Origin of the sequence: Catellatospora vulcania, from assembly GCF_009720385.1 — a bacterium.
GTDB classification, from domain to species: Bacteria; Actinomycetota; Actinomycetes; order Mycobacteriales; family Micromonosporaceae; genus Catellatospora; species Catellatospora vulcania.
Genome location: NZ_ML769303.1, coordinates 450,629 through 465,009, shown reverse-complemented (window position 1 = coordinate 465,009; position 14,381 = coordinate 450,629). Strand labels below are relative to the sequence as shown.

17 protein-coding genes and 2 tRNA genes are annotated in these 14,381 nt (G+C 70.0%); 6 read left to right on the top strand and 13 right to left on the bottom strand.

Annotated elements, in window-relative coordinates; translation table 11 throughout:
* The first annotated feature begins 524 nt into the window (after positions 1 to 524).
* A complete protein-coding gene (locus tag F6W97_RS10150) occupies positions 525 to 1,367 on the top strand; it encodes a GNAT family N-acetyltransferase (protein ID WP_155369942.1) in 843 nt (280 codons plus the stop codon).
* Here the strand turns inward: F6W97_RS10150 and F6W97_RS10145 are convergent.
* Together F6W97_RS10145 and F6W97_RS10140 are read right to left on the bottom strand one after the other, a co-directional pair.
* The gene (locus F6W97_RS10145) at positions 1,364 to 2,542 is read right to left on the bottom strand and encodes an MFS transporter (protein WP_230686542.1); all 1,179 of its coding nucleotides are present in this window, start codon (positions 2,540 to 2,542) and stop codon (positions 1,364 to 1,366) included. The two genes, F6W97_RS10150 and F6W97_RS10145, sit on opposite strands and share 4 nt — an antisense overlap.
* Before the next feature lie 268 nt (positions 2,543 to 2,810).
* Entirely contained in the window at positions 2,811 to 3,659 is an 849-nt protein-coding gene (locus tag F6W97_RS10140; RefSeq protein WP_155369941.1) for a DMT family transporter, read from the bottom strand.
* Positions 3,660 to 3,700: 41 nt separating this feature from the next.
* Between F6W97_RS10140 and F6W97_RS10135 the strand changes: the two genes are divergently transcribed.
* Entirely contained in the window at positions 3,701 to 4,381 is a 681-nt protein-coding gene (locus F6W97_RS10135) for a helix-turn-helix domain-containing protein (protein WP_230686541.1), read from the top strand.
* 55 nt (positions 4,382 to 4,436) lie between these two features.
* Here F6W97_RS10135 and clpX read toward each other — a convergent pair whose 3' ends face one another.
* From clpX to tig, 5 genes are all read right to left on the bottom strand, one after another.
* Positions 4,437 to 5,729, bottom strand: coding sequence for an ATP-dependent Clp protease ATP-binding subunit ClpX (gene clpX / locus F6W97_RS10130; protein ID WP_155369940.1), 1,293 nt, complete (start codon positions 5,727 to 5,729; stop codon positions 4,437 to 4,439).
* Between the two features lie 200 nt (positions 5,730 to 5,929).
* Entirely contained in the window at positions 5,930 to 6,583 is a 654-nt protein-coding gene (locus F6W97_RS10125; protein WP_155369939.1) for an ATP-dependent Clp protease proteolytic subunit, read from the bottom strand.
* A 12-nt stretch (positions 6,584 to 6,595) separates the two neighbouring features.
* Positions 6,596 to 7,207 (bottom strand): ATP-dependent Clp protease proteolytic subunit, encoded by a 612-nt coding sequence (locus tag F6W97_RS10120; RefSeq protein ID WP_120316546.1) that lies wholly within the window; start codon positions 7,205 to 7,207, stop codon positions 6,596 to 6,598.
* 33 nt (positions 7,208 to 7,240) lie between these two features.
* Entirely contained in the window at positions 7,241 to 7,363 is a 123-nt protein-coding gene (locus F6W97_RS41205; protein WP_269059676.1) for a hypothetical protein, read from the bottom strand.
* A 1-nt stretch (position 7,364) separates the two neighbouring features.
* Positions 7,365 to 8,747: a trigger factor gene (tig, locus tag F6W97_RS10115; protein WP_155369938.1), complete on the bottom strand. Its 1,383-nt coding sequence runs from the start codon at positions 8,745 to 8,747 to the stop codon at positions 7,365 to 7,367.
* Between the two features lie 246 nt (positions 8,748 to 8,993).
* Here tig and F6W97_RS10110 point away from each other — a divergent pair, with 246 nt between their 5' ends.
* The 3 genes from F6W97_RS10110 to F6W97_RS10100 all read left to right on the top strand — a co-directional run bounded on the left by F6W97_RS10110 (position 8,994) and on the right by F6W97_RS10100 (position 9,799).
* Entirely contained in the window at positions 8,994 to 9,290 is a 297-nt protein-coding gene (locus F6W97_RS10110; protein ID WP_155369937.1) for a hypothetical protein, read from the top strand.
* Positions 9,291 to 9,582: 292 nt separating this feature from the next.
* Positions 9,583 to 9,659: transfer RNA gene (locus tag F6W97_RS10105), tRNA-Pro, on the top strand.
* A 66-nt stretch (positions 9,660 to 9,725) separates the two neighbouring features.
* A tRNA-Gly gene (locus F6W97_RS10100) sits at positions 9,726 to 9,799 on the top strand.
* 63 nt (positions 9,800 to 9,862) lie between these two features.
* On the opposite strand, the gene F6W97_RS10095 is transcribed toward F6W97_RS10100, so the two are convergent.
* The 3 genes from F6W97_RS10095 to F6W97_RS10085 all read right to left on the bottom strand — a co-directional run bounded on the left by F6W97_RS10095 (position 9,863) and on the right by F6W97_RS10085 (position 11,749).
* The gene (locus tag F6W97_RS10095) at positions 9,863 to 10,285 is read right to left on the bottom strand and encodes a hypothetical protein (protein WP_155369936.1); all 423 of its coding nucleotides are present in this window, start codon (positions 10,283 to 10,285) and stop codon (positions 9,863 to 9,865) included.
* A gap of 118 nt (positions 10,286 to 10,403) precedes the next feature.
* On the bottom strand, positions 10,404 to 10,988 hold the full coding sequence (locus F6W97_RS10090) for a hypothetical protein (protein ID WP_155369935.1): 585 nt from the start codon (positions 10,986 to 10,988) through the stop codon (positions 10,404 to 10,406).
* A gap of 185 nt (positions 10,989 to 11,173) precedes the next feature.
* Positions 11,174 to 11,749 (bottom strand): hypothetical protein, encoded by a 576-nt coding sequence (locus F6W97_RS10085; protein ID WP_155369934.1) that lies wholly within the window; start codon positions 11,747 to 11,749, stop codon positions 11,174 to 11,176.
* A gap of 79 nt (positions 11,750 to 11,828) precedes the next feature.
* Between F6W97_RS10085 and F6W97_RS10080 the strand changes: the two genes are divergently transcribed.
* Positions 11,829 to 12,059: a hypothetical protein gene (locus F6W97_RS10080; RefSeq protein WP_155369933.1), complete on the top strand. Its 231-nt coding sequence runs from the start codon at positions 11,829 to 11,831 to the stop codon at positions 12,057 to 12,059.
* A 36-nt stretch (positions 12,060 to 12,095) separates the two neighbouring features.
* Here F6W97_RS10080 and F6W97_RS10075 read toward each other — a convergent pair whose 3' ends face one another.
* From F6W97_RS10075 to F6W97_RS10065, 3 genes are all read right to left on the bottom strand, one after another.
* Positions 12,096 to 12,566, bottom strand: a complete 471-nt coding sequence (locus tag F6W97_RS10075) for a ribose-5-phosphate isomerase (RefSeq protein WP_155369932.1) — start codon at positions 12,564 to 12,566, stop codon at positions 12,096 to 12,098.
* Positions 12,567 to 12,834: 268 nt separating this feature from the next.
* Positions 12,835 to 14,028: a DUF1015 family protein gene (locus tag F6W97_RS10070; RefSeq protein WP_155369931.1), complete on the bottom strand. Its 1,194-nt coding sequence runs from the start codon at positions 14,026 to 14,028 to the stop codon at positions 12,835 to 12,837.
* Positions 14,029 to 14,108: 80 nt separating this feature from the next.
* Positions 14,109 to 14,360, bottom strand: a complete 252-nt coding sequence (locus F6W97_RS10065) for a hypothetical protein (RefSeq protein ID WP_155369930.1) — start codon at positions 14,358 to 14,360, stop codon at positions 14,109 to 14,111.
* Positions 14,361 to 14,381 lie beyond the last annotated feature (21 nt).

Here is a 14,381-nt window from a genome sequence, read left to right as displayed (position 1 = left end):
GCACGCCGCCAGCGTTCGTCCTGAGCCAGGATCAAACTCTCCAAAAAGAATTCAAAAACCCGGCAAAAGATCAAACCCCGACAAATTAATGTCCGAATCCGAATCCATCACCAAAGCAACCACCCCGGAACGAAGCCGGGATGGCCAATAATTGGCACTTGGCTTAAATAGCACCCTGTTGAGTTCTCAAAGAACAAGCACACACCGAACACCACCCGATTCCTCGGGAAGCGCTACGGGGCTGTGTCGTTCACAGTACCGGACCGGTTTCGCGGCCCCCAACCGGGGTCCGCCCCACTCCGGGCGGCCAAGCGATCCGGCCTCCACCCGAGCTCTTCAGCCCCGGTGTTTTTGTCCGTTCCTCGCTGGCAGAGAGAACATTACGCGGCCCCCCGACCCGGATGCAAATCGGGGTCGGTTGTCGCCGGTCACATCATCACCGCCCGCCTATCTTAGCTGTTCACACCGGTTCGATGTCGCTAAAGGAGTGTTCCGGCAGGCAACGTGGAGGCAGAATCTGACCCGTGAGGGTGACCGCGGACACAGTCCTGGCCGAGTACGCCCCCACGGTCATGCCCTGGCTCAGTAGCGAACCGATCCGCAACAACCAGCTGCTGACACTGCTGCAGTCGCGGATGGACGGCATCGTCGCGCCCGAATCGGACCTGCTCATGCTGCGGATACTCGGCGACGGCGACACCCTGGCCGGCGTCGCGGTGTGCCCACCGCCCTTCGCCATGCTGCTGAGCGAGCTGGCCGAGGGCGCCGAGGCGGCGCTGGCGGATTACCTCGTCGCGCACGCGCCACAGGTTCGGCGGTTCACCGGGCTGCCGGAACAGACGCAGCGACTCGCGGCGGAACTCGCCGGGCGCGCCGGTGGCAGCGCGACCCTGCTGGCGTCGTACCGCATGTTCGATGTCGTGCGGGTGGTGCCACCGGCGGGGGTGGCCGGACGGCCGCGGGAGGCCGCGACCGCGGATCGGGACCTGCTCGTAGCCTGGTCTGCCGCGTTCCAGCGGGAGGCGCTGGCGGACCACCCGCACTCGAACCCGGCCGCGCCGATCGACGGCCGGCTCGCGCTGGGCGGGCTGCTCTGGGTGTGGGAGGCCGGCGGCGAGCCGGTCAGCATGGCCGCGCTCACCGCGCCCGCGGCGGGCGTCGTACGCCTGAATCTGGTCTACACCCCGCCCCGCCGCCGCGGAAACGGCTACGCCGGAGCGCTGGTCGCCGCGGTGAGCACGGCCGCGCTGACCGCGGGGCTGCGCCCGACGCTCTTTACCGACCTCGCCAACCCGACCAGCAACAAGATCTACCAGGCGATCGGGTATCGGCCGATGCAGGACACCGCGCTGTGGGAGGTCGACTAGGCCGACGCGCCGGCCGCGACCGGCTCGCGGTGGGCGATCTCCGCCGCGCGCAGCCTTCCTGCGGCGAGCGCGACGATCGCGATGAGGCCCGTCACCAGTGCGAACGAGAACGGCAGCGAGGTCGCGTGCGCGATCCCGCCCATCAGGCCCGGCGCGGCCAGACCGGCCCCGTACGACACCGTGGCCACCCCCGCGATCGCGTGCGCGGGATGGTCGCCGGTGTGCCCGGCGGCGCTGAACGCCAGCGGGACCACCACGGCGCAGCCCAGGCCGATCATGCCGAAGCCGAGTATCCCGACCAGCGGCGTCCAGGCGGTGACGACCAGCAGACCGCCGATGATGCCGACGACTCCGGCCACCCGCACCGTGCCGACCGCGCCGAAGCGCCGGACCACCGCGTCACCGACGAGCCGGCCGCCTGCCATGGACAGCGCGAAGGCGCTGTACGCCACCGCGGCCTGCCCCTCGCCGGCGTCCAGGACCTGGCGCAGGTAGACGGCACACCAGTCGGCGGTGGCTCCCTCGGCGAAGACGGCGCAGAAGCCGACCAGCCCGATGATCAGCACGGGTCCGCGGGGCAGCGAGAACCGCGGCCCGTCGTCGGAGGCCGGCACCGGCGCGTTCGGCAGCAGCCATCGACCGGCGGTGACGCCCACCACGGCGAGCAGTACGCCCATCACCCCGAGGTTCACCGGGGCGCTGATGCCGAGGTATGCCGCCCCGGCGCCGATGCCGGAACCGATCAGGCCGCCGACCGACCACATCCCGTGCAGGCTTGACATGATCGAGCGGCCGAGCCGTTGCTCCACCTCGACGCCCTCGGCGTTCATCGCGATGTCGGAGGTGCCCGCGGCCGCCCCGGCGAGCAGCAGCATGCCCATCAGCGCCCACTGACTGGGCGCGAGCGCGAGCACGCCGACGGCGAGGCTCCAGGCCGCGATGAGGACCCGGGTCGCGGTGCGCCCGCCCCAGCGCTGCACCAGCCGCCCGGCGAACGGCATGGTGCTCAGTGAGCCGACTGCCGGCATGATCAGCGCAAGACCGAGCGAGCCCTCGTTGAGGTGCAGGTTCTCGGCGATCCACGGGATGCGGGAGGCGAAGCTGCCGCTGGCCGCACCGTGCGCCGCGAATACCGTCGCCACCGCCCAGCGGGCTCGTGTCACCACCGAAGTCACAGGTGGGACGTTACGTGCCGGGCTCACCGGCGGCCACAGTGATTTCACCGGCCCCGGCCCTGCCCGCATCCGGGACCGCTTCCGCGAAGCGCTCATGGTGAGGGAGCACACCATCACGTCGCCGGGGCGGTGCCGCCTGCCTTGAGGGTTGCCGCACTGCGGGTCCACAACTTCTGGGTTGTACGCACAACCCAGAAGTTGTGGACCGTGCGACAGGAACAGCCGGGCCGGGCCGGCCGGGTCGCCGCCGCACGGCTGTCGCCAGGGTTCAGGCCGCGGCAAGGACCAGCGCGGTCGCGGCCATGCCGAGACCCGCGAACTGCACGGGGCGCAGGCGCTCCTTGTTCACGGCGAGTGCCAGCAGCACGGTGCTGGCGGGGTAGAGCGAGGCGATCGGGGCGACGATGCTCAGCTGTCCCTGGTGCGCGGCCAGCAGGTAGAGGCCGTTGGCAACGATGTCGAGTGTGCCCGCCACCGCGGTGAGCGCCAGCACCGATCCGCGCAGCCGCAGCGTGCCGCCCATGGGCCGGAGCAGGAGCAGACCCACCGGGATCGACGCGAACCGAGCCGCGGCCAGCGGCCACATGCCGGCGCTCTCCCCCGCCTGGGCCAGCAGCAGGAAGAAGATTCCGAACATGGCCCCGGCGGACAACGCGAGCCCTATCACCCGAGGGCTGGTCGCGCTCGCGCCCTCGGCAGGCCCGAGGCTGACCAGCGCGATCGCCCCGATGGCGCAGACCGCCCCGATGAGCGAGGCGAGGGCGGGCCGCTCGCCGAGCAGCAGTCCGCCGGTCAGCGGTACGAGGGCGGAGGTGACCGCGGTGACGGGGGCCACGACGGCCATGGCGCCACTCGCCAGCCCTTGGTACAGCAGGACAATCCCGAAAAGTCCGGCAATCCCGGCCGCTGCGCCCCATCCCAGTGCCGACACGCCGAGCCGACCCGGGACCAACAGGAGGAAAGCTGCGATCATCGGTATTGCGCACAACTGCGATACCACGGTCACCGAGTACGAGTGGCCACGCACGCTCGGGGCACCCTGTACGGCCTTGCCGCCGCAGAAGTCGGCGGTGCCCCAGACCAGGGCGGACGTGCCCGCGAGCAGGATAGAGATCACGACGAGTTCGTATCACAGTATTGACCGCAAAGGACAGCGTGTTGACCGATACGACGATCGAACGGGCCCGATCCACCGAGCGCGGCGACGGTTCGCACGCGCCCCGGCCCCGGCATCTGCCCCTTGAGGAGATCAACGCCGCGGTCGCGCTGCACGTGCGCGCGCTGCGGGCCGGCCGCGGCTGGTCCCTGGACGAGCTGTCCGGCCGGTCCGGGGTCAGCAAGGGCATGCTCGTCCAGATCGAGGGCAGCCGCACCAATCCCAGCGTCGGCACCCTCGCCCGCATCGCGGACGCCTTCGGTGTCACCGTGGCGCGCCTGCTCCAGCCCGCCGCCGACCGGACCGTGCACCTCAGCGAGATGGACGACGCCCCCGTGCTGTGGCGCGGCGGGCGCGGCGGCACCGGACGGCTGCTGCGCGGGCTGAACGACCCGGACTTCGTAGAGCTGTGGGACTGGCGGTTCGCCCCGCAGGAGCGCTACGAGGCCGAGGAGCTGCTGCCCGGCACCCGGTGCATGGTGCACGTGCTGGTCGGGCAGATCGCGGTCACCGTCGACGGCGTCGACCATCCGGTGCACGTCGGGCAGACCCTGGACTTCCGGGCCGACCGGGCGCACACGTACCGCAACGCGCTGGACTCCCCCGCCCGACTGGTCATGATCGTGGCGATGCCGCCGGGCGACTTCGACCGCCGGCGCGGCTCACTGATCGCCCAGCGCTAGCCGGAAGACGACGAAAGCGCCGTCCCCGACAGAGGGACGGCGCTTTTCAGCGTGTTCAGGCGGTCTTCTCCTCGCGGTGGTGACGCGCCCGGCGGCCGGTGCTGAGGTCGCGCCGCGGCACGATGGTCGGGTAGACCTTCTCCAGCACGGTGTCGCGGGTGATCAGCACACGCTCGGCGTTCGGGTCGCTGGGCACCTCGTACATCACGGAGAGCAGGACCTCTTCCATGATCGCCCGCAGGCCGCGGGCGCCGGTGTTGCGCAGCATCGCCTGGTCGGCGATGGCCTCCAGGGCCTCGGAGTCGAAGTCGAGCACCACGTTGTCCAGCTCGAACAGGCGCTGATACTGCTTCACCAGGGCGTTGCGGGGCTCGGTCAGGATCTTGACGAGCGCCTCGCGGTCGAGGCTGCGCACCGTGGTGATGACGGGCAGGCGGCCGATGAACTCGGGGATGATGCCGAACTTCAGCATGTCCTCGGGCATGACCTTGGCCAGCACCTCGTCGTTGGTGCGGTCGGACACCGCCCGCAGGTGCGCGCCGAAGCCCAGGCCCGAGCGCGCGGTGCGCTGCTCGATGATCTGCTCCAGGCCCGCGAACGCGCCACCGCAGATGAACAGGATGTTCGTGGTGTCGATCTCGACGAAGTCCTGGTGCGGGTGCTTGCGGCCGCCCTGCGGCGGCACGTTGGCCCGGGTGCCTTCCAGGATCTTCAGCAGCGCCTGCTGCACGCCCTCGCCGGAGACGTCACGGGTGATCGAGGGGCTGTCGGACTTGCGGGCGATCTTGTCGATCTCGTCGATGTAGACGATGCCGGTCTCGGCACGCTTGATGTCCCAGTCGGCGGCCTGAATGAGCTTGAGAAGGATGTTCTCGACATCCTCACCCACGTAGCCGGCCTCGGTCAGCGCGGTCGCGTCGGCTATCGCGAACGGGACGTTGAGCATGCGGGCCAGGGTCTGCGCGAGGTGCGTCTTGCCGGTGCCGGTCGGGCCGATGAGCAGGATGTTGCTCTTCGCGACCTCGACGGCCTCGCCGCCCCTGGTGTGCGCCGCGTCGGCCTGCAGCCGCTTGTAGTGGTTGTAGACCGCGACGGCCAGCGCCTTCTTGGCGCCGTCCTGGCCCACCACGTACGAGTCGAGGAACTGGCAGATCTCCATCGGCTTGGGCAGCTCTTCCCAGCGGACCTGCTCCTCGCCGGCGAGCTCCTCTTCGATGATCTCGTTGCAGAGGTCGATGCACTCATCGCAGATGTAGACGCCGGGCCCGGCGATGAGTTTCTTCACCTGTCGCTGCGACTTGCCACAGAAGGAGCATTTCAGCAGGTCGCCGCCGTCGATCCGTGCCACCTACGACTCCCCCTGCCCCTGAAGCGGACGAACGCCGCGCCGCACGAGACGGCGCGAATTCGGTTCTGCCTTGACGTTACCTGTTGTGAGCCGGTTTGCGGCGTCCCCACCCCGCCTACCGATGAACCTGATTCTGACACGTGGCTGTGACACCGCGGTGGTGCCGTCCACCTGTTGGGGTGAACGGCACCGCGCGACACTCAGCGAGCGCCCGCCATCAGGCTCTTCTTGCGGCTGGTCATCACGGAGTCGACCAGACCGTAGTCGAGCGCCTCGGCTGCGGTGAGGATCTTGTCGCGGTCGATGTCCTTCTTGACCTGTGCCAGGTCCTTGCCGGAGTGACGCGACAGCATCTCCTCCAGCTGGGTGCGCATGCGCATGATCTCCCGAGCCTGGATCTCGATGTCCGAGCCCTGCCCGTAGCCGCCCTCGGTGGCCGGCTGGTGGATAATGATGCGGGAGTTCGGCAGGGCCAGGCGCTTGCCCGGAGTGCCCGCCGCCAGCAGCACGGCCGCGGCGCTGGCCGCCTGGCCCAGGCACACCGTCTGGATGTCCGGGCGCACGAACTGCATCGTGTCGTAGATGGCGGTCATCGCGGTGAACGAGCCGCCGGGCGAGTTGATGTACATGGTGATGTCACGGTCCGGGTCGGCCGCCTCCAGCACCAGCAGCTGCGCCATCACGTCGTTGGCGGACGCGTCGTCGACCTGCACACCCAGGAAGATGATGCGGTCCTCGAACATCTTGTTGTACGGGTTGGTCTCCTTGGTCCCGTACGACGTGCGCTCGATGAACGAGGGGATGATGTAACGGTTGCTGACTTCGGCGAAGCTCGGCTTCAGGTTTGGAAACATCGTTTAGCTCCTTCAGTTCCCGACCGGCACGGCCTGCGCCGAGGTGATGACGTGGTCGATGAAGCCGTACTCCTTGGCCGCCTCCGCGTTGAACCAGCGGTCACGGTCGCTGTCCGCCTCGATCTGCGCCACCGGCTGGCCGGTGTGCTGGGCGATCAGGTCGATCATCAGCTTCTTGGTGTAGATCATCTGCTCGGCCTGGATGGCGATGTCGGCCGCGGTGCCGCCGATGCCTCCGGAGGCCTGGTGCATCATGATCCGCGCGTGCGGCAGCGCCGAGCGCTTGCCCTTGGCGCCCGCGCACAGCAGCATCTGCCCCATCGAGGCCGCCATGCCCAGCGCGATCGTCGCCACGTCGTTCTTGATGTACTGCATGGTGTCGTAGATGGCCATGCCGTCGTACACCGAGCCGCCGGGCGAGTTGATGTACAGGTAGATGTCGCGGTCCGGGTCCTCGGCGGACAGCAGCAGCAGCTGCGCGCAGATCCGGTTGGCGACCTGGGTGTTCACGTCACTGCCCAGGAAGACGATGCGCTCCTTGAGCAGGCGGTTGTACACAGAATCGTCGAGGCCGCCGGCGATCGGATCGGAACCCCGCGCAGATGGAACGTGCAGCTCGCTCATATCGGCAGCCTTTCTCGTTGTCCTACAGCGACCCTAACCGCTGCCACTGACCGCAGCTTCCCCGAGATCGGCGTGTTCGCTGTCAGCGCACCCCGCCCCGGCATGAACGGAGAAGGACCCGCCCACGGTGGTGAACGGGTCCTTCTCGATCTTCATGTCAGTGGTTGTGACCCTCGTGGTCACCGTGGTCGTGGCCCGCGTGGTCGTGGCCCTCGTGGCCGTTGTCCTCGCGCAGCGAGTCCAGGCTCAGCACCTCGCCGTCGGTGTCGGTCATCACGACCCGCTCCATGACCAGCGCCAGCGCCTTGCCTCGGCGCACGTCGCCGTAGACGGCGGCCGCCGCGCCCTGCTGGACCAGGCGGTCGTAGTAGACCTGCGGAGCGACCCCGGCGCGCTGCGCGCGGTGCACGATCTCGTGGCCGTACTCGTCGTCGCTGACCTCGACGTTCTCCGCCTCGGCGATGGTGTCCAGCACGAGCTGGATCTTCACGCCCTCGGCGGCGGCGTCGGCGAGCTCGGCGTCGATCTGCTCCTCGGTCTTCTCCTCGGCGGCGAGGTACTCCGGAAGGCTCGCGCCCATCCGCTCGAGCTGCTCGACCATGGCGGCCTTGCGCTGCTCGACCTCGTCGGAGACGACGCCCTCGGGAGCCGGCACGTTGGCCTGCTTGACCAGCTCGGCGAGCGCCTTGTCGCGGGCCGCGTACAGCTGCTCGACCTTCTTCACCCGGGTGATCCGCTCGCGCAGGTCGCCGCGCAGCTCCTCCAGGGTGTCGAACTCGCTGGCCAGGCCGGCGAAGTCGTCGTCGAGCTCGGGGAGCTCCTTCTCCTTGACCGTGCGCACGGTCACCTTCACGTCGGCGTCGCGGCCGGCGAACTCGCCGCCCACGAGCTGGCTGGTGAAGGTCGCCTCCTCGCCGGCGGACAGGCCGGTGATGGCCTCGTCCAGGCCCTTGAGGAGCTGGCCGGAGCCGACCTCGTGGGAGATGTTGCTGGCGGTGCCGCCCTCGACCTCTTCGCCGTCGACCGTGGCGATCAGGTCGAGCTGCACGTAGTCGCCGGTGGCGGCGGCGCGCTCGACCGTCTTCAGGGTCGCGAAGCGCTGGCGCAGGCCGTCGACCTGCTCGTCGATCTCGGCGTCGGCGATGGCCAGCGGCTCGACCTCGACCTTGATGGCGCTCAGCTCGGGCATGGTCAGCTCGGGGCGCACGTCGACCTCGGCGGTGAACTTCAGCGGCTGGCCGTCGGAGAACTCGAGGTTGTCCACGGCCGGGCGGCCGAGCAGCTTGACCTCGTGCTCACGCACGGCGGCGAAGATCTGCTGCGGGATGGCCTCCTCGATCGCCTCCTGCAGCACGGCGCCACGGCCGACGCGCGCGTCGATGACCTGGGCCGGGATCTTGCCCTTGCGGAAGCCGGGGATGTTCACCTGCGCCGCGATCTCCCGGTACGCCTTCTTCAGGCTCGGCTCGAGCTCTGCGAACGGCACCTCGATGGCGAGCCGCACTCGCGTCGGGCTCAGAGTCTCGACGGTGCTCTTCACTGGCGTACTCCTTGGGATCTTTCGGTCGTTTTGACGGGCCTTCGCACTGTACTGCTCGGCCACGCCGCGTCATGAGGCCGGTCCGACACGCGGACAGCGAAGCCCGGTCGAGTGTAGGCGAATACCTGGTGGCCCCCTGGCATCGGGCCGCGGTTCTCGGCGGATGTCACACATCCCGGGCGCGGCACCACCATAATATCCAGCAAAGCAGACAAACTGGGCGGGTTGTCCGGGGAGGGGTCCGCCGTGCCACCGATCGATGCGTCAATGCTGCTCGCCACCGTGCTCGCCGACATCGGCGGGCCGCTGATGAGCCTCGCTCCCGCCGCGGACCCGCTGCCCCGCCCGAGCATGATCCTGGCCTCGCCCGCGGCCGGCGACAAGGAGCTGGCGCTGCTGGGGGCGGTCTTCTTCGCCCTGCTCACGGTGGCGCTGACGGTGTGGCTGCACAAGAAGATCAGGCCAGAGCGGCTCACCCCGGCCAACGCGCACCTCGGGCACAACGAGCGGCCCGCGCAGCCCGGTGGAGCCCCATCCGCCTGATCGAACAAAGCCCCACCGGGGGTCCGGGCCACACCGCCGCGCCGAGCACCGGCCCTGCCATAGGCGCCGGCCCAGGAGCGTCACACGGCTCGGACGAACGAACCCCGGTGCACTCCTGAACCGGCGAGCGAGGGGCGCATCGTCTCCCCGTCCCTGACTCCACCGTAGGACGGCAGAGAGGTCGGCACGGGGCAAATGCCGAAAATGATTCACAACGGGACACGGTTATATGGGTGTGCGACAGCGTGCGAAGACCGCATACACTTCCGGGGGCGCCGGTGACCCGGCGCAACGGGGTGTAGCGCAGCTTGGTAGCGCACTCGCTTTGGGAGCGAGGGGCCGTCGGTTCGAATCCGGCCACCCCGACCAGCCACGGTCCGGCAGGAACCACCTCGCCGGAGGGCCGTGCTGACGGGCCGCTAAACTAGGGTCCGCGCGGGCGTAGCTCAATGGTAGAGCTTCAGTCTTCCAAACTGACTACGCGAGTTCGATTCTCGTCGCCCGCTCCAACGATGAAGGCCCAGGTCACCGGCACCCGCCGGACCTGGGCCTTTCTCATCGCCGGAGGCCTGTCACGCGGCCTGCGGGTCCGGGTCGCCGGCCGGGCGGGCGTTGTACACCAGGTCGCCGTGACCTGCCCAGATCACCACGCCCGCGCGATGTGCCCTCGCCCGCTCGGCGGCGGCGCGCAGGTTGCCGACCCGGAACCGGACGTAGTCCTCGCCCCGCCCGGCGGCGGCCGCCACGTCGACCAGGTGCTTGAGGATCAGCTCGCAGTCGTCGACCAGCTCGTCGAGCCGCCCGAAGTCGACCCACACGTCCCCCTGGGACAGCCCGACCACCACCGTCGCGCCCAGGGCGCGCACCGCGGGCGAACCCCACAGGGTGTGCCGCGTGTCGTCATGCCCCACCAGGTCGGACTCCTCCGGCGGGGTGGTGAGGATGACGAGGTTGCCGGAGTCGTTGCGCAGAAAGACGTCGACCGAGATGCTCACCAGCGCAGCAGACCACACCTGTGGGTAGCGCTCCAATCACGACTCACGCCATAGAGCGACAGCCGTACGGCCCGGCGTATCTGCCCGGACGGTCCATACCAGGGCCGGCGGCGTCCGCTCAGGCGTTGCAGAGTCGCTGGCGGGCGTACTCGTCGGCCGTCGTGTCGCACCGGTAGGGCGAGCCGAGGATCTCGCGCAGGTGCTCGGTCAGCGGGATCAGCTCGATGACCCCGGGGGCGAACACCCGCACCCGGTAGCCGTCGCCGACCCGCGGCAGGCCTTCGAGGCTGTCCGGCACGACCGTGGCGCCGCTGTCGTCGGTGTAGCGGAAGCCGGTGTAGAGCAGGTGGGGCGCGCCGGGGCTCAGGTCCACCTTGAGCGTCGCGGTGGCCGTGCAGCGGACCGGGACGGAGATGCCACGGCACGGGCCGAGTTCGATGCGTTCGGTGGCCGTGCCGTCGGGCTCGATCGTCATCTCCGCGCCGTGCACGCGCCACGTGCCGACGTATGGAGCGAGCTCGGGGATGACCAAGGCGGGCGTCGAGGCCGGGGTGCCGCTGGGCGTCACCGAAGCGGCGAGGTGCGCAGGCGCCGCGGCGACCGCGGTCGGGGTGGGGTCGCCGAGGCGTCCGTGGCCGAGCGCGATGCCGCCGCCGAGCAGCAGCACGCCCAGCGCCGCAGCCAGCGGATACCGCACTCCCACCGTGGCCTCCCCGCGTCCGCGCAAACTACGTCGGGCCGATTCACCCTAGTTCACACCGATTCGCGCCATCCAGCAAACGCGAAGATCGCCGTTCGAGGTCGGGATCCACGGTCGAACCACGGATCCTGACCTCAAACGGCGATCTTCAAGGGCGCGGCACGCGCCCCGAGGACGCGGAACGCGGGTCAGCGCACCCCGCGCAGGAAGTTCCAGGCGTCGACGACCCAGTCGATGGAGCGCAGGTACTGGATGCCGGCCACGACCAGGAAGATGCCGATCACGGCGTGGGACAGCCAGGCGGTGCGCCGGGTCCGGCCCATGATCTTCTCCAGCACCACCCCGCCGACGAGCCGGGACAGCGCGAACAGGCCGGCCCCGACCACGAAGATCAGGAACAGGGCCAGGGTGGCCGTGCCGTGGTCGCTGTCCGCGCCCGCCGAGGCCGCCCACAGGCCCCAGGAGACCAGCAGGAAGATCGCGCCGGCGACGCTCCACCGGCCGCCCGCCTTCAGCTGGCGCATGCGCACACCGAACGGCACATCCGGGCGCTTGAGGTGGCCGGAGGTGACGATCTGCCCAGGCATGAGCGTCGGCTCGAAGGAGACGGTCTGCTCCACCTGGCGCTGGGCGGGCACGGCGGCCACACCCGTCTTGTAGTCCTTCTGCCCCGGCGCGGGCTGCTGGGTCTGCAACGCCTCGGTCGGGATCTCCTGCGTACGGTCGAAGCGCAGTTCCTGCGTCGGATCGGTCCCCTCAGTCACGCCCGACATGCTAGCCGCCTGGCACGACACCGCCAGCCGAGTATCGCGGCCGCCCCCGTCGAACGACTAGCCTGGCGGGATGCAGGAATACGAGCGCCGTAGGCATCGTGGCCGCTCCGACGACGATGACGACCACGACCTCGAACGGGGTCTGCGCGGTCTGATCGGTCCCGGTGCGTCGCAGATCAGCCTGTCCGCGGCGATGCGGGCGCGCGACGCGGCCCGGCCCACGGCGGAGGATCTGGCCCGCGCCGAGGCCGAGCTGGAGATCGTCCGCCGTGGCTGGGTGCCGCGGGACCCGCTGCGCTGACGCCGCCGGAATCGCCCCGGATCAGTCAGGAATCCGTCAGTTCGGCAGCGGGGGAAGCTCGCCGGTCTTCTCGTAGACGGCGACCTCGTCGATGCGCCGGGCGTGCCGCTCGGCCTGCGAGAACGGGGTGCTGAGGAACGCCTCCACGATCGCGGTGGCCTCTTCCAGCGAGTGCTGGCGCGCGCCGATGCCGACGACGTTGGCGTCGTTGTGCTGGCGGCTCAGGGTGGCCGTGTCGATGTTCCAGGCCAGCGCGGCGCGTACGCCCGCGATCTTGTTGGCGGCGATCTGCTCGCCGTTGCCGGACCCGCCGATCACCACGCCGAGGCTGCCCGGGTCGGCGACCACCCGGTGCCCGGCATGCAGGCAGAACGAGGGGTAGTCGTCCTCGGCGTCATAGGCGTGCGCGCCGACGTCGACCACGTCGTATCCCTTGGCCTGCAGTTCGGTGACCAGGTGGGCTTTCAGTTCGAAACCGGCGTGGTCCGCCGCGAGGTAAACGCGCATGGTCAAAGTCTGCCAGCCGGACCCGGCCGCCGTGCAGCGGACCCGATCCCCGCCTCGCCCAAGCGGAGCGGGGTCCGCACCAAGGTCTTTCGACTTGCCAGGCAACTGGGCGAACAGATTTTCAAGATACGCACAGGTGCCCGGCAAATCGGACGATCATGAAGCGCGCGCCCCGACCCGACGCCGCTGCTCGACCGCACCGGCCCGTTAAGAAGGGCACCTTCTACATCGCAAAGCGATAAGAAGGTGCCCTTCCTTCGGCCTGTTGTTACGGGAGCTGGGCTACGACCAGGCCGGCGCGGGCTTTGGGGGTGAACCAGGTGCTCTTGCGGGGCATCTTCTGCCGGGCCAGGTTCACCGCGACGAAGTCGTCGACGGTGACGGGGGCGATCAGCACCGCGAGGGCGGACCGGCCCGCGTCGACCTCGGCGGTGAGCCAGGAGGCCGGGTAGTCGCCGCCGACGTAGGTGATGCGCTTGTCGCCGGGCTCGGTGTCCAGCGCCTCGCCGAACAGCACCCGCTCGACCAGAGCGTGGTCGATGTTGTCCACCACGGACCCGGCGGGGTCGCGGGGCAGGGTGACCGCGTAGGAGCGGCCGGCCGCGTACAGGTGGATGACGCCGCCGGTGGCGGGCACGTCCGGGGTGCCCTCGGCGACCTGCGCGCCGGCCTTCTCCAGCCGGGTCAGCAGCTCCTCGACGGTGACGTCGAGTTTGTGCACGAGGCGGTTGTAGGGCTGGATCGCCACCGAGGCCGGGGTGGTCACCACGGCCAGGAAACGCGCGAAGCCGCCGGTCTGCGCGGCCAGGCTGCGGTGGTTGCCGTCGGCGACGACCAGGTCGCCGCCGCCGGCCAGCGCGACCAGCGCGTCCGCCTGCGGGCCCGCGGGCAGCGGCCAGATCGCGTGGGTACGCCCCGACGGGTCCACGTCGGTCGCGGCCGGTTCGCCCGCCTGGGCGACCGCGTCGGCGAGCGCCGCGTGCAGCTCGTCGCCGCGGCCGGTCTGCAGCAGCAGCACCGGCGACAGCAGGTGGCCCAGCGCCTGGGCGAGCGCCACGCGCTCGCGCACCTTCTCCAGGAAGACGTCCTCGTTGCGGATGACCAGGCCCGGCTCGTCGGCGCTGGTGGAGATCTGGTCGGTGTCGACCATGCACCAGAGGCCGTATGCGGCCGAGCCGTCGGGGGCGGTGATCGCGTAGAGCACCACCACGTCCTGCTCGGCGCGGTACGCCCCGGCGTCCTTGGCCTGCGTCAGCCGCGCCACCGCGTCGGGCAGCGCGTCGGCGAAGGACTTGCCCAGGCTGTCCGGGGCCCGGTGCGGCATCTCGACGGCGAGCGCGCTACGCGGGTTGGCGGTGATGATCTCGGTGATCTCGGCGTCGTCGGCGAACTCGTCGTAGTTCTGCGCGCCGGTGGCTCCCGTGGTGAGCCAGGCCGTGTGGATCGGGTGTACGACTGTCACGGCTGCTCACGCTACCGCCGTCCACCGGCTGGGACGGGATGGCCCCGGAAGGTGGACGGCGGCGTGGCGTGGCTGCGCGCTCAGCGGCGCCGGGTGACTCCGAAGCCGGCGGGCGAGGCGCCGACCAGGACCGGCTCGGCGAGGAAAGCGGCGATCTCGGCGGGCAGGTTCGGCTGCCAGGTCGCCCACCTGCTCTCCTCGACGGTGAAGCAGGAGGTGCCCAGGCTGTCCGTGACGGCCTGGGCGGGTGCGTCCAGGCGCCAGGGGTCCGCGGCGACGTCCGCCATGATCTGTTCTCCCGACTCGTCGGTGAAGTGGTGAAAGTGGTCCACCTCACCAACGAGCGGGCGCGC

Excerpts from the sequence above, each read along its gene's own strand:
- F6W97_RS10075 (WP_155369932.1), bottom strand. The coding sequence starts at position 12,566 with ATGCGCGTTTACCTCGCGGCGGACCACGCCGGTTTCGAACTGAAAGCC.
- F6W97_RS41205 (WP_269059676.1), bottom strand. The coding sequence starts at position 7,363 with ATGAAGATCGAGAAGGACCCGTTCACCACCGTGGGCGGGTCCTTCTCC.
- F6W97_RS10080 (WP_155369933.1), top strand. The coding sequence starts at position 11,829 with ATGCAGGAATACGAGCGCCGTAGGCATCGTGGCCGCTCCGACGACGAT.
- F6W97_RS10125 (WP_155369939.1), bottom strand. The coding sequence starts at position 6,583 with ATGTTTCCAAACCTGAAGCCGAGCTTCGCCGAAGTCAGCAACCGTTAC.
- F6W97_RS10120 (WP_120316546.1), bottom strand. The coding sequence starts at position 7,207 with ATGAGCGAGCTGCACGTTCCATCTGCGCGGGGTTCCGATCCGATCGCC.